This is a genomic window from Anaerolineae bacterium (assembly GCA_016931895.1).
Taxonomy (GTDB): Bacteria; Chloroflexota; Anaerolineae; order 4572-78; family J111; genus JAFGNV01.
In genome coordinates, this window is sequence record JAFGDY010000136.1 from 21,043 (window position 1) to 35,549 (window position 14,507).

Genomic DNA, 14,507 nt, shown 5'->3' on the forward strand with positions numbered 1-14,507 from the left:
GGGGTGTCCCCCCAACTTCTCCCCCCTTTCTGGCTCAAGTGAAACACACCCAAATTAAAAAACAGGAGAGAAAACCAGCATGAGCAACGTAAAAATTGGCGTTATTGGCGGTAGCGGCCTCTACCAGATGGAAGATATGACGGATATTGAAGAAGTGGCTATAACCACCCCTTTTGGCGACCCGTCGGACAATTTCATTATTGGCACGCTGAACAACCGGCGGGTGGCATTTTTGCCGCGTCACGGCCGGGGGCACGTCATCAGCCCCTCGGCGGTCAATAACCAGGCCAATATTTGGGCCTTCAAGAGTTTGGGCGTCAAATACCTGATCAGTTCCAATGCCTGCGGCAGCCTGCGCGCAGAGTTTGCCCCGCGCCACATTGTCATTCCCGACCAGATATTTGACCATACCCGCTCCCGCGATTTGACCTTCTACAAGCGAGACGTGGTGGTCCACCCCAGCGTAGCTGAACCGTTTGAACCGGGGTTATGCGAGCTGTTGTATGAGGCGGTCAACGAAACCGGGGCCACGGTGCATAACGGCGGCGTATTTATCATCATCGAAGGGCCGCGTTTTAGCACCAAGGGCGAAAGCAATATCTACCGGCAGTGGGGCTGCGACATTATTGGCATGACCACCGTGCCCGAAGCGTTTCTGGCCCGCGAGGCCGAAATTGCCTACGCCTCAATGGCCCACGTAACCGATTACGACGTGTGGCACGAAACCGAAGAGGCCGTTACCGTTGACGCCATTATTGCCAATCTGCTGGCCAATGTTGAAGTGGCCAAACAGGCCATCCGCAACGTGGTGGCCAAACTGGCCCACGAGCCGGATTATCCCAGCCATCACGCCCTGGAAACCGCCATCATCAGCCAGCGCAAACGGGCCGCTGTGCCGGACGATACCTGGCAGAAGTTGGAATTGTTTATTGGCAAATATTACAGCTAAAGCAGCCGCCGGGATCGTGCTTCGCTTTTCTAACAATGGCCGGTGGTCGGTGCTTGGCAGTCTTTTAGGGCTGGCTTATCTTTTCACCGGCCTGGCCTTGTTCCAACTTGGCTTGGTAAACAATCAGGTAACCCCGGCCATATTTTTGCCGCTGCTGGTTCTGATCGTTTGCGGCAGTGCAACCGCATATTTTTTGGGCAAACGCTGGGCCATGGCCGGTGGTCAGGCCGACCCCATTTTGTTGCCCCTGGTTTTTTTCTTGAGCGGTTTTGGCCTGGTGCTGACCACCCGCCTGGCTCCACCCGCCTTTGTGATCCGCCAGCAATTTTGGCTAATTATTGCCACTACCTTGTTGCTGGTGGTTACCCTTGTTCCCAAAAATCTCAACTGGCTGCGCCGTTACAAATATACCTGGCTTATGGGCGGGCTGTTGTTGCTGGCGGCTACACTTGGGTTTGGCGTTAATCCTAGCGGTTATGGGGCGCGGCTTTGGCTGCAAATCGGCAACATTTATTTTCAGCCTTCGGAACCGCTCAAGCTGCTGCTCATCGTTTTTTTGGCCGCCTACCTGGCCGACCGCCGCCGCCAGTTGATTGAGGTTAAAGCCTATATTGGCCGGGTGGCGGTGCCGCACCTTTCTTATTTTGGGCCAATGCTGCTGATGTGGGGTTTTAGCATCGTCTTATTGATTTGGCAGCGCGATCTGGGCGCGGCGCTGCTCTTTTTTGGCACGTTTTTGGGCATGCTCTACCTGGCCACCGGCGAGGAGAAACGCTACATTTGGACCGGCGTGGGGCTGTTGCTGGCAGCCGGCGTTATGGGCTACTATTTGTTTGACGTGGTTCGGCTGCGGGTGGACGCTTTTTTGAATCCCTGGTTGGACCCGGGGGGGCGTTCTTTCCAAATTGTCCAATCTCTGCTGGCTTTTGCCAGCGGCGGATTCCTGGGCCAGGGACTGGGGCAGGGTTTGCCCACCGCCATCCCCGTGGTGCATACCGATTTTGTTTTTGCCGCCATTGGCGAAGAATACGGCCTCTGGGGCGCTGTGGGGGTGTTGGTTTGTTTTGCCGTGTTGGTCAGCCGGGCCTTCCGTATCGCCTTGCGGGCCAAGAGCGGCTTTGAGCAGTTGTTGGCCGGCGGCATTGGCGTGATGTTTGGCCTGCAAATCCTCATCATTACGGCCGGCACGCTCAAACTGTTGCCCTTAACCGGCGTCACGCTGCCCTTTGTCAGTTACGGCGGCAGCAGCCTGGTGACCAGCTTTGTGATGATTGGTATTTTGTTGGTTGTGGCAGACCATTCCTCATCCCCTTCATATCTGTCCCCTGCCCGTCCTCTTTCCCCCCCTATGCCCCATTATCGCCTGGGCCGGGGCCTGATGGTGGGGTTTCTGATCATTGCCGGCGGCCTGATTTTTTGGCAGATTTTGGTGGCCCCCTTCCTGATTGCCCGCGACGACAACCCCCGCCCGATCATTGCCGCCCAAAAAGTCCACCGGGGACGATTGCTTGCGGCCGGCGGTATCCCTCTGGCCGAAACAATGGTGGGCGAGGATGGCCTGACCAAGCGGCGTTATCCCTATCCTCATCTGTCCTCTGTCACCGGCTTTTACAGTATCCGTTATGGCGCAGGCGGCACAGAAGCTATTTTTGATCCGGTGTTACGGGGTGTAGCGGGGCAGCCTGAACAGGATTTATGGTTAAACGAGTTATTGCATCGCCCTTTGCAGGGAGATGACGTGACGCTGACCGTCAATCTGCCCGCCCAACTCGTGGCCGACGAGATGCTGGGCGAGCGAGAAGGAGCCGTGGTGGTGTTGGACCTTCAAACCGGGGCCATCTTGGTCATGTCCAGCCATCCCACCTACGATCCCAACCGGCTTGATGAGCAATGGAACGTGCTGCGTGATGACGAACGCGCTCCCTTACTCAACCGGGCTACTCAGGGTCTTTTCCCGGTGGGGGATCTGGCCCGTTTAATTGGCCTCATCGGTTTGTCCGAGGCCGGGGCCGCCACGCCAATGAATCCGCAAACCGAGCCGCTGGCCGAGATGTTGGCTCCCCTGGGTGAAGAAGGGTATCTGGCTACCGCTCACCAGCTTGGTTTAACTCAACCTTTGTCCGGCTTGCCTTCCCAGCCGGCCCTGCTGCCTGATTTTGATGACCAGGGCGTGGCGAGAGATTTGGCGGTGACTCCTTTGCACCTGGCTCGCGTCATTGCCGCCCTGGAACTGGAGGGCCGTTTGCCAAATCCCATTCTCTCCCTGCCGGAGCGCGCTAAAATCCGGGCCATTAGTCCTGCTACCGCCCGGCGCGTCCGCGCCCTCTTAACCCAGGTTGATGAACACATTATCGGTTTTAGCGGCCAGGCTACCCCGGAGGATACCGGCCAGGCCTCGCTCAGTTGGTTTGTTGGCCTGGCCCCCACCCAGGCTGCCGAAGTTCCGGCTGCAACACCGGGAGAACTTATCCTTGATCCCGCCCAAATAGAACCTGCGCCAACCCCTACGGCGCAAATAGGGTATGAACCGGCTCGTTATGCGGTGGTGGTAGTAGCGGCAATGGATGAAGCAGAACCTGTCCCCGCCTTTCGTATAGCAAAAGAAACTTTAAAACCCATCCTCAACTCATCAACTCAATAAAGCCTTTGCCACGGTTACTCGTTACTCTCGACCTCTGGGGTTTCAGGAGATGCTTTTTTTTGCTCCATCCCGGTAATGATCTGGTCTAATTCCGTCCTGATTTTGCGAAAAGCGTTAAGCAGATGGGGGCGCATCTCGTCCATTGTCTCCCGGCCCACTGCTTGCGCCGATTGCGCGGCTTTTTCCGCTTCCACTTTAATTTTTTGGCCTTCTTCCGACTCGGCCGCTTCTTTTACCGCCTGGCCGATTTCGTTGGCCATTTTTTCCAGGCCGGTCTGCATTTCTTCTAAATGCTGGCGCGTCTCCTCGCTTTCCCAGGTAGTTTTAAAAGCTGCCGCCAGGCTTTCGCCCAATGAGCGAAATTGCCGGCCTACGTTTTGCCACGCTTCGTTGGCCGGTGATTGGGTTTGGTTTTTTTCTGTCATTTTTAATCCCTCGTCAGTATCTGTTATCTATTTTTTTTAACCACAACGCCCGGCCAAATCAGGGGGCTGTTTTGGCCGCTTCCTCTTCCATTAAGCTCCGCCGCAGAATTTTTCCCACCAGGGTTTTGGGTAATTCATCCCGGAACTCAACATATTTGGGCACTTTGTATTTGGCCAAATCCTGGCGGCACCATTCAATCAATTCCTCGGCGGTAGCGGTTTCACCCGGTTTTAATACCACAAATACCTTGGCCCGTTGGTTGGTGCCGCCAACCGGCACGCCGATGGCGGCTACTTCCAGCACTTTGGGGTGTTCGTAAAAACGCTCTTCTATATCGCGCGGATAAACGTTGAACCCGCCCGCGGCCAGGATCATGTCTTTTTGCCGGTCAACCAACCGAAAATAGCCATCCTCGCTCATTTCGGCAATATCGCCGGTGCGCAGCCACACCTGGCCGTCGTTGTGTTGGCGCAGCGTATTGGCTGTTTCGGTGGGCATGCCCCAATAACCCTTCATCACTTGCGGGCCGCAAACGAACAGCAGGCCGGGTTGGTTAGGCCCCAATATTTCTGTTTCATTTTCGGCATTGACAATTTTTACCACGGTATCGGGAATGGGGATGCCGATGCTGCCTATGCGTCCCCCCCCATTTAGCGGATTGGCCAGGGCCACCGGCGATGCCTCACTCAAGCCATAACCTTCCACCAGTTTGCCGCCGGTAATGTGTTGAAATTCCTGCTGCACTTCTACAGGCAGGCCCGCCGCGCCGCTGATACAGGCTTTGATTGAACGCAGGTTATACTTGCCGGCCTTCACTTCAGGATGGTTATTGATAACTGTATAAAGGGCCGGTACGCCCGGCACAATGGTTGGTTTGTGGATATTGATGGCGTTAAGCAAATGGTTTAAATTGCGCGGGTTGGGAATAAGAACCTGGGCAAAACCGTTGAACACAGACACATTCATGCAAACCGTCATGGCGTAGGCGTGGCTCAGGGGCAGGGCCGTGAGCATCACCTCTTCGCCTTTACTCGGTTCGCTGCCTAACAACCAGGCGGCCGATTGGCTGGCATTTGCCACCAGGTTGGCGTGGGTGAGTTGAGCGCCTTTGGGCACGCCTGTGGTTCCGCCGGTATACATCAACACGGCTACATCTTCAGGCGTGGTTTTAATGGGGTGCGGTTGCGCCGGGGCTGAGGCCAGCACGTCTTGAAACCAGGTTGTTTGGGGATCGGACGAAAGATCAACGCGATGCCCCTCCCGTTTTTCTCTGGTTATTGTAAACAACCTTTTTAACAGGCCGGGCAAGTACTCCTTGATGTTGGTGACAATCACCTGCTCAAGCGCGGTGTCGGCGCGGATTGATTTTAGGTTGGGGTAAAGCATGCTCAATACTACGGCGTATCTGGCGCCGGAGTCGGTCAACTGGTGCTTAATTTCACGGGCCACGTACAACGGATTACTGGGCACAACCACTCCCCCGGCCCGCAAAACGCCGTAGTAGGCAATGATAAACTGCGGGCAGTTGGGCATATAAATCACCACCCGGTCGCCTTGTTGTAAGCCCAATTTTTGCAGCCCGGCCGCAAAACAATTAACCAGCTTATTCAATTGGCTAAAGGTGATGGTGTGATGTCTTTCGCCCAAAACGGGGGCCATCCCCCCAAAAATCAACGCTGTTTGGCGGGGGGGAAAATGCTCGGCGGATTTTTGCAAAAAATGGTCAACAGGATAGGGGGGATAATCAAGGGAAATGGGCACTCCGGGATCGTAATGTTGATGCGATATTTGTGGCTGCATACTTTTTCTTCTCCCTTTACCCTAAAATATCGGACAGACCCTGATAATCTTTTCATTTACGACAAAGGCTAGTATAATTCCCCTTCGCCAAATGAACAAATCAAAAAATTAATGTTCACCTTGCTTTATGACTATTTCTATCCACCCTGTCACCACCATTGAAGAATGTCAAATTTGCGAGCAGCTCCAGGCTGAAATTTGGGGCGCGGCCGATATTGAAGTCACCCCCAACAACGTACTGTTGACCCTGGCCAAAGAGGGCAGCCTTGTTTTACTGGCCCGGCTGGAGGACGGCACGCCGGTGGGCCTGGCCTTTGGGTTTCTGGGCCTCACCGCAGACGGTCGCCTGAAATTTGCTTCACACGTATTGGGCATTCTTCCGGCTTATCAGGATAGCGGCCTGGGTTATCAACTAAAATTGGCCCAGCGCCAGGCGGCCCTGGCCCGTAACATAAACTTGATCACCTGGACCTTTGACCCTTTGCAAGGGCGCAATGCCTATTTTAACCTGCGTAAGCTGGGGGCGGTTTGCCGCACCTACCTACCTAATCTTTACGGCCAGATGCGGGATGAACTCAATCAAGGTCTGCCCAGCGACCGCTTCCGCGTGGATTGGTGGCTGACGGCCCGGCATGTGGTAGAACGCATCGAGGGGCGGGGAACTGAAACGCCATTTTTGGGGTCAGAATATCCAATTCTCAATCCGGCTACACTGTTTGAAAATGGGCTGCTAATTCCTGCCGATACCTTTACCCCTCCTCAAGAGCCGGCCTGCCTGGTTGAGATTCCCGCTAACATCAACCAACTCAAAACAGCTTCCGCCGAGTTGGCCCTCAAGTGGCGGTTGCATACCCGGGCCATCTTTGAAACGGCCTTTGCCGCCCGCTATACCGCCATAGATTTACTGCGTCGCGCAGAACGCAATTATTACCTGCTGCAAAAAGCCTGGAGGGTAACCTGATGGTGAAAATTGAACGCATTGAACTGCACCACATCTCTCAACAACTGGTCCACCCTTTCCGCACCAGTTTTGGCACCGAACTCGACCGCCCCTGTATTTTGGTAGCGGTTCACGGCGATGGCCTGGTAGGGTGGGGCGAATGTGTGGCCGCCAATGATCCCGGTTATTCTTATGAAACCGTGCAAACCGCCTGGCACATTCTGAGCGACTTTTTGATTCCGGCCACCCTGGGCCAACGGGTAACTTCTGCCGCAGACGTGGCGGCTCGTTTTGAAAAAGTGCGGGGCCATCCCATGGCCAAAGCCGGCCTGGAAAACGCCGTTTGGGATCTATTGGCCCAGGTCCGGGGCATACCCCTGGGCCAAATGTTGGGTGGTCGGCGCGAGCGGGTTGAGGTGGGCGTGAGCATTGGGATTCAACCCACTCTGCCGGATTTGCTGGACCGGGTGAGCCGGTTTGTGGAGCAAGGTTACCGCCGGGTCAAGATTAAAATCGAACCGGGGTGGGAGATCAAACCTATTGCCGCCATTAGAGAACGTTATCCCACCCTTAAACTGATGGCCGACGCCAACTCCGCCTTTACCCTGGCCGAGCTAAAACTCTTTCAGGAGTTGGATTCCTTTAACCTGTTGATGATCGAACAGCCCCTGTATCATGATGACATTTTTGACCACGCCCGGCTGCAGGCCCAGATCCAAACCCCCATTTGTTTGGATGAAAGCATTCATTCCTCTTACCACGCCCGCTGGGCCATAGCCATAAACGCTTGCCGGATTATCAACATGAAAGTAGCGCGCGTGGGCGGGTTGAGCCAGGCCCTGCTTATCCACCGGCTCTGCGCCGAAGCGGGTCTGCCGCTGTGGTGTGGGGGCATGCTGGAAACCGGCGTGGGCCGGGCCGCCAATCTCCACCTGGCCACCTTGCCCAACTTTACCCTGCCCGGCGATATTTCCGCCACCGAACGTTACTACGCCGAAGACATTGCCGAACCGAGATTTCAATTGAACCCTGAAGACTCAACCATCACCGTGCCCACCGGCCCGGGCCTGGGGGTGGAGGTGGTGCCGGAGCGGGTCAAAAAATTCAGGATCAGGTACGCTGCTTTTGATGCCTGAAGTTGGCGACCTCTCGCTCCAGGTTGAGAAAATCCGCTCTCGCCTGCTGGTTTGGTATTGCCGCAACCGGCGCAATCTACCCTGGCGCGGCGAATCCTCCCCTTATCGTATCTGGGTATCCGAGGTGATGCTGCAACAAACCCAGGTGGCCACGGTGATCCCCTATTATCGCCGTTTTCTGGCCAAATTTCCCACGCTGGCCGATTTGGCTGAAGCGCGCCTGGAAGATGTGCTCAAAGCCTGGGAAGGTTTGGGTTATTACGCCCGCGCCCGAAATCTGCATCGCGCCGCCCGCGAGATTATGGAAAAGCACGCCGGCTGCTTGCCGGAAAATTATGCCGCCCTGCGCGCCTTGCCCGGTTTTGGCGACTACACCGCCGGCGCAGTGGCCTCCATCGCTTTTGGCCGGGCTGTGCCGGCCATTGACGGCAATGTAAAGCGGGTTTTGGCTCGCCTGTTTGCCCTTGAGGGTGACGTGCGGCGCGGCTCGGCGGCCCGGCAACTCAAAGAGATTGCCGCCGCCCTGGTTGACCCGGCCCGGCCCGGCGATTGGACGCAGGCGCTTATCGAGTTAGGGGCGATGGTGTGTTTGCCGCAAGCGCCGCAGTGCGCCCGTTGCCCGGTGAAGGTATTGTGTCAGGCGCATCAGCGCGGGCTGGAAAGGCAACTGCCCGCCAAACCGGCGTCAAAGGCGCTGCCTCATTACCAGGTTACGGCTGCTGTAATTGAACAGGGCAAGAAAATATTGATTGCCCAACGTCCGTTGGAGGGGATGTTGGGCGGTTTATGGGAGTTTCCCGGCGGCAAGCAAGAAGCCAATGAAACCCTGGCCGAGTGTTTGCAGCGCGAAATCAGAGAAGAACTGGGGATAGAGATAGCGGTTGGCCGGCCGGTGGTCACCGTTAAACACAGTTATACCCATTTTAAAATAACGCTGCATGCCTTCTATTGTCGCCTGCGCCGGGGCCAACAACCCCAGGCCCTGGAAGTGGCCGATTGGCGTTGGGTTACTTTAGCGGAAATAGACGCCTTTCCCTTTGCCCGGACCGATTTAAAAATAATCGCCGCCTTAAAAAAACAAAAAGCCCGACTTGAATCGGACTCTCAAAAATAAGGGGAAGGTTCTTTAATACCTTGACGTGGCGATGCCCTACCAGATATACGGTCTGTCACGGAAATTCCCAAAGACCCATAAGGGAAAAACTGTGAGATTATTATGTCATTTCGACGCCGCTACGCTTACAGGAGAAATCTCCTTTGTGGACTTCAAGTGTGGGCCAAAATCCGGTTGGGGAACAAAAAGAATTTGCTACCTTGTTCCCCTGCTACCTTGCCTATCAGTACGCCAAATGCTTTTCCCACGGTTTTTCCGGTGGTGTGTTCTTTTCCAGGATATAGTCTCTATGTTTCAGCAACACTTCCTTGACCGTTTTTAACAAAACAGCCGGGGAGAAAGGTTTGCCCAGGTAAGCGTCTATGGAGTTATATTCCGGGTTAGACACCTGCATCATGCGCATCTGGTCTGAAGTGTTTACTTTAGCCGAAACAACAATCACCGGCAATTTTTCCAATTTGGGATGGCGGCGCAGGCGGCGCAATAACTCATAACCATCCAGGTCTGGCATCATCAAATCCAAAAGCAGCAGGTCTGGCTGCTCGCGCATGGCCAGGGTTAAACCTTCTTTGGCGTCGCTGGTTCTAATCAATCTAAAACCAGCCGGTTCCAGCGAGAGTCGAATCAAGTTCAGGATGTCTTGATGGTCGTCAATCGCCAGTATTTTGATTTCATCGGGCCATAAATTTTGGTGCATGGTCTAAATTCTTAAGCGTGGAGTATTCAGCGTAACAAACGATGGAAAAGAGCCTCTTTAAAGTTAAGTCTTAAAGACGGCTAAAAAGATACGGCCTTGCTTTGATCTTCATAAAGAATAACATAAACTTTTAAAGTTGACAATTTGCTTTCCCTCTTACAGGGCCTGTGGTATACTTTTATGCACATTTTATTTGGTGATAGGAGAAATTGCTTATGTTACTCGGCCCGCATCTATCCACGGCCGGCGGCGTTGATAAAGCTTTTGACCGAGCTGAAGCGCTTGCATGTACGGCTTTCCAGATATTTACTAAATCAAACCGGCAATGGTTGGCCAAACCATTGGACCCCCAGGCGGTTGAACGGTATCATCAGCGCCAGGCGGAAACCGGCATTGCGCCGGTGATTTGCCACGCCAGTTATTTACTCAACATCGGCACCACCGATGATGCGCTGTGGCGCAAATCTATTGAGGCGCTGGTGATTGAGTTGGAACGCTGCGAGTTACTCAAAATTCCCTACCTGGTTTTGCATCCCGGCGCGCACATGAACGCCGGCGTTAAAACAGGTATCGCCCAGGTGGTAAAGGCATTGGACGAAGTGCATGCGCGCCTGCCCGACCATCAGGTCAAGATTGCCCTGGAAATCACGGCCGGCCAGGGTTCCGCCTTAGGTTCCACCTTTGCCGAGATTGCCCGCATGCTGGCCGGTTGCCGCCAGGGCGAGCGATTGGCGGTTTGTTTTGATACCTGCCACGCGCTGGTTGCCGGTTACGAATTCCGCACGCCCGCCAGTTACCGGGCCATGCTGGCCGACTTTGACCGGATAATTGGCCTGGATCGGCTTAAGGTGATCCACTGCAACGATGCCGAAAAGGACCTGGGCAGCCACGTTGACCGCCACGCCCACATTGGCGAGGGCTGCATTGGCCTGGAGCCTTTTGGTTATTTTTTAAACGACCCCCGTTTCCAAAAAGTTCCCTTTTTATTGGAAACGCCCAAGGACAACGACCCTGAAGATGACATTCGTAATTTGCAGCAGTTGAGAAGTTTGCTTGTTTGATACTTTTCAGTTTTGCATTTTACTTTCAAGCAGTCTATAATTTTTCTATAAAATTGCATCAATAGATTTATTTTGAGCGGGTGTGCTTCAAGATATGAAGCGCACCCTATTTTTGTGGTTGTTTACCAGCCAGAGGAAATTATGATAAAAGTATTGGCGTTTGCTTCTGAAAAATTAAGAGTGCGCCAGCGGGCCAAGTTGCCTGCGGTGCAATCGGCCAATTTTTGGCATCTCTATTGGGATATTGCCTGGTTTGGCGTTGCTTTTGGCAGCACCATGTCGTTTTTGCCTGTTTTTGCCACCCGCCTGGGCGCAACGGGCTGGCAAATTGGTTTGCTCAATGCTTTGCCGGCCTTGGTGAGCGTTTTGTTTACCTTCCCGGCCAGTCGTTGGATAGAGGGACGCCCCTTGAACCGGGTTCTCAAACAAACCGTGATTGGCCAAAGGGTGGGCTTTATTTTGTTGATGCCCTTGCCTTTTATTTTACCTGCGGCCTGGCAAATCTGGGCGGTTTTGTTATTAACGTTATTAATGGCCATTCCCGGCACGGCCCTGGTGATCGGGTTCAATGCCATGTTGGCCGCTACAGTAGCGCCTGAATTCCGGGGGCGAGTGGTGGGCGGGCGTAACGCGCTCCTGGCCGGGGCCATTATGTTGTCTTTTTTATTGAGCGGGGCCATTTTAGACCGCCTTACCTTCACCTGGGGCTATTTTGTGGTGTTTGGCCTGGGCGCATTGGGCGCGGCGCTCAGCGCCTATCACGTGATGTGTATTCAAATTCCAGATACCCCGCCTCAATTCCAGGGACGCTCCTTAAGGGACCGCGCCCAACCCGGCCGCATTGTGGCCTTTAGCGGCGGCGTTCCGCAGCGTTTATCCATAGGCTCGCGGCTGTTGTTGCACTGGCGGCCCAGTATGGGTTCCTTTAGATATATTTCCAGCGAATTTTGGTGGACCATGTTTGCCTTTTTCCTGTTCCACCTGGCGCAGTTATTGCCCACCCCGCTCTTTCCGCTGTTTTGGGTTAGAGAAGCGCATCTCACCGACGGCCAGATTAGCTGGGTGAACGCCGTTTTCTTTTTGACCATGCTCATCGCTTCGCCGTTATTAGCGCCGCTCACCAAGCGTTTGGGCAACTATTATCTTACGGTCATTGGGGCCATTTTATTGAGCGCGTATCCTCTGTTCACCGCGCTTAGCCAGGGGCTAACCCTGCTCATTGTGGCCGGTTTGACCGGCGGCGCTGTTTGGGCTATTCTGAGTGGGGCTTTGTATAATCGTTTGTTAGAAATTATCCCTGAAGATAACCGTCCCGCTCATCTGGCCGTTTATAACCTGGCCTTGAACGTGGCTACTTTGTTGGGCACAATGGCGGCCCCTTTTCTGGCCGATTTCATTGGTTTGCGGGAAATGTTGTTTGTGGTAACCATTCTTCGTTTGGGGAGCGGTTTGGCTTTGGCCCGCTGGGGGTGAAATGCAGCTTATCAAAGAACAGTGCGCCGGCTGCGGCTACTGCGTGCTGGTATGCCCGTATGACGCCCTAAAAACCAACGGTTGGGCCGAGTTGATCCCTTCTCGCTGCACCGACTGCAATTTGTGTGTCTCCGCCTGTCCTGCCGACTGTTTTGTCCCCGATGCCAAAACCCCACTAAAGCCTTCCCCGGTTCCCCTCAAATCAGCGTACGAGGTGGTAGTGATTGGCAGCGGCCTGGGCGGGTTGATGGCGGGCGCGGCCCTGGCCCGAGCCGGGCGCTCGGTGGCCGTGTTTGAAAAGCTGGGCTTTTCCGGCGGGCGTTATACCGCCCTGGATTACAAAGGCGCGCCGGTCACTACCGGCGCCTGGACCAGCCTTGGCCCGCAAAGCCACATTGGCCGGTTTTTGGCCGATTTGGGCATTGAGCTGGAGTATATCTCGCTGGAAGCGGCAGGTCTCACCGAGCAGTACGCCATCCGTTTTCCAGACGGTCGCCATTACGCCGGTTTGTTTGAGCTGCTCGCGCCCCAAACCCGGCGGGCCTGGCTCAAAGCCGTGAGCCAGGGCATTCGATCCCAATCTGCTAATTTGCCGGATTCTCCCGGCCTTGAGCGCATTTCTGCCGCCGCTTACCTGGCCCGGTTCAGTACCGATCCCCATCTATTGGCCGTGGTTGACGCCGTTACCGTCACCGCTTCTGGCCTGCCCGCCAAGCTGATGCCCGCCAGCGAATACCTTGAAATTACGCTGGCCGGGCGTAAGGCGGGTCGCCAGTTTGCTATGCCTCGCGGCGGCGTGCGGGCCATTGTCCAGGCCTTGAGCCAAACCTTGCGCCAGGCCGGGGGAGAGCTGTTTGTGCGCTCGCCCGTGGCCCGGATTTTACTCTCCGCTTCCCAGGCTGGAAGAAAAGTAGAGGGAGTGCAATTGGCCGATGGTCGCCAGATTAGCAGCCGGGTTGTCATTCACAACGGCGGGCCGGGCCGGTTTGGGCAGTTGGTTGGCCCTGAAAATCTGCCGCCGGATTACGTGGCCGGTTTGGCGGCCCTCAAAGGGGTTGAATGCGCCGCGCTCTTTTGCGCCACCCGCCGGCCGCTTTTTAATGATGCGCCCATTACCATAACGCCTCACTGCCGCCGGGTAGTGGGGATTTTTTCGCCTACTGTTCTTGATCCTCACCTGGCCAAAACCGGTCGGTATTTATTTGATGCCTTCTTTCCCCTCCACAGCGCCGACCGCTCCGCCGAGTTAGAGCTGGCCCTGGCCGACATGCGCGATCTTTTTCCCAATTTTGACGACGTGCTGGCCTGGAGCGTGCCCATGTTTTTCACCGGAGCCTGGCCCGGCGCGGAGTCCGGCCAAACCTTTGATCAGGTTGGCGACCATCGGCTTGACCCGGCCACGCCAATAAAAAACTGTTTTCTGGTGGGGATGGATGTCAAAGGCTCTGGCGTGGCCGGTGATTTGATTCCCCTGGGGGTGCGCCGGATGTTGGCCTACCTGGGCGTGGCTACTGTCCCGCCTCGGCCAAGTTAACGGCCTGGATAACCTCGCCGCTGCGAGCGTCAATAATCACGTTAAAAGCAACCGTGTTGTTTTGCGCATCGTGGAAATTCATATACCAGGTAGGGATGCTTTTGTCCAGTGGGTAGGGCGTGAGACTGGCCATAAGATAGTAATCTGGCCCGGTGTATTGGCTGCCGGCGGCTGCGGCGGCGGTATCATACAACGCCTTCATCTCCAGAGTAACCGAGTCAAAGGCGGGCACGGTATCCGGCGCAACCGGCATCGGCACGGTCGGAGGGGTGTTGAGCGCGCCGTTGATAAAAAGCAAAGGGAGCATCTCCCCCGCCGACGGCGACCAAAAACTGATGGCCCAACTTTCAGATGTGCCGGCGGCGTTCAGCGGCCCCAAGTGGCTGGTGCCCATGGAAGCTAAAATTGCGTCAGCCTGCCAGGCCTGGGCTTCGGCCAGGGCCAACTCGTAGGCTTCCGGCGCGGTTAACGGACCAAGTGTTTCTTCGGTTGGCTCCGGGGTAGGGCTGGGGGCTGGGGTAGCGGTTGGTTCAGAAACCGCCAGCTCCTCTTCAATGACCTCGGCCACTGCTTCGGTTGCCTCTACGGTGTTGGTAGGTAGAGAAGCGGCCAGATCGGCCTCGGCTGTCCCGGAGCCGCCCAGGCTACAGACGACAGTGGTCCCCGTTAGCAACAGCATTGCAGAAATAATGAGCATCTTTTTTGACATTATGTCCTCCTCTATTCTTTTTGTAGT

The 14,507-nt window shown here is 55.2% G+C and carries 12 protein-coding genes; 8 read left to right on the plus strand and 4 right to left on the minus strand.

The annotated features are described in order from the left end of the window. Positions 1-79 precede the first annotated feature (79 nt). The gene (gene mtnP / locus JW953_10450; protein MBN1993113.1) at positions 80-949 is read left to right on the plus strand and encodes an S-methyl-5'-thioadenosine phosphorylase; all 870 of its coding nucleotides are present in this window, start codon (positions 80-82) and stop codon (positions 947-949) included. Beyond that, positions 930-3,590: an FtsW/RodA/SpoVE family cell cycle protein gene (locus JW953_10455; protein ID MBN1993114.1), complete on the plus strand. Its 2,661-nt coding sequence runs from the start codon at positions 930-932 to the stop codon at positions 3,588-3,590. Before mtnP ends, JW953_10455 begins: the two co-directional genes overlap by 20 nt. 14 nt (positions 3,591-3,604) lie before the next feature. Here JW953_10455 and JW953_10460 read toward each other — a convergent pair whose 3' ends face one another. Then, on the minus strand, positions 3,605-4,015 hold the full coding sequence (locus JW953_10460) for a hypothetical protein (GenBank protein ID MBN1993115.1): 411 nt from the start codon (positions 4,013-4,015) through the stop codon (positions 3,605-3,607). Positions 4,016-4,073: 58 nt separating this feature from the next. Continuing rightward, positions 4,074-5,816, minus strand: coding sequence for a long-chain fatty acid--CoA ligase (locus tag JW953_10465; GenBank protein MBN1993116.1), 1,743 nt, complete (start codon positions 5,814-5,816; stop codon positions 4,074-4,076). Positions 5,817-5,943: 127 nt separating this feature from the next. Between JW953_10465 and JW953_10470 the strand changes: the two genes are divergently transcribed. The 3 genes from JW953_10470 to mutY are packed head-to-tail and all read left to right on the plus strand — an operon-like array spanning position 5,944 to position 9,006. Next, on the plus strand, positions 5,944-6,777 hold the full coding sequence (locus tag JW953_10470) for a hypothetical protein (protein MBN1993117.1): 834 nt from the start codon (positions 5,944-5,946) through the stop codon (positions 6,775-6,777). Positions 6,778-6,779: 2 nt separating this feature from the next. Continuing rightward, positions 6,780-7,892 (plus strand): o-succinylbenzoate synthase, encoded by a 1,113-nt coding sequence (gene menC, locus JW953_10475; protein MBN1993118.1) that lies wholly within the window; start codon positions 6,780-6,782, stop codon positions 7,890-7,892. Then, positions 7,885-9,006, plus strand: coding sequence for an A/G-specific adenine glycosylase (gene mutY, locus JW953_10480; protein ID MBN1993119.1), 1,122 nt, complete (start codon positions 7,885-7,887; stop codon positions 9,004-9,006). Before menC ends, mutY begins: the two co-directional genes overlap by 8 nt. Before the next feature lie 223 nt (positions 9,007-9,229). Here the strand turns inward: mutY and JW953_10485 are convergent, their stop codons facing one another. Then, the gene (locus JW953_10485; GenBank protein ID MBN1993120.1) at positions 9,230-9,703 is read right to left on the minus strand and encodes a response regulator; all 474 of its coding nucleotides are present in this window, start codon (positions 9,701-9,703) and stop codon (positions 9,230-9,232) included. Positions 9,704-9,918: 215 nt separating this feature from the next. On the opposite strand from JW953_10485, the gene JW953_10490 reads away from it, so the two are divergent. From JW953_10490 to JW953_10500, 3 genes are all read left to right on the plus strand, one after another. Then, entirely contained in the window at positions 9,919-10,764 is an 846-nt protein-coding gene (locus JW953_10490; protein MBN1993121.1) for a deoxyribonuclease IV, read from the plus strand. Between the two features lie 141 nt (positions 10,765-10,905). Next, positions 10,906-12,237, plus strand: coding sequence for an MFS transporter (locus JW953_10495; protein MBN1993122.1), 1,332 nt, complete (start codon positions 10,906-10,908; stop codon positions 12,235-12,237). Between the two features lies 1 nt (position 12,238). Beyond that, entirely contained in the window at positions 12,239-13,771 is a 1,533-nt protein-coding gene (locus JW953_10500) for an FAD-dependent oxidoreductase (GenBank protein ID MBN1993123.1), read from the plus strand. On the opposite strand, the gene JW953_10505 is transcribed toward JW953_10500, so the two are convergent. Continuing rightward, complete coding sequence (locus tag JW953_10505; protein ID MBN1993124.1) at positions 13,746-14,480, minus strand: hypothetical protein; 735 nt, start codon at positions 14,478-14,480, stop codon at positions 13,746-13,748. The genes JW953_10500 and JW953_10505 overlap by 26 nt on opposite strands. Positions 14,481-14,507: the final 27 nt, after the last annotated feature.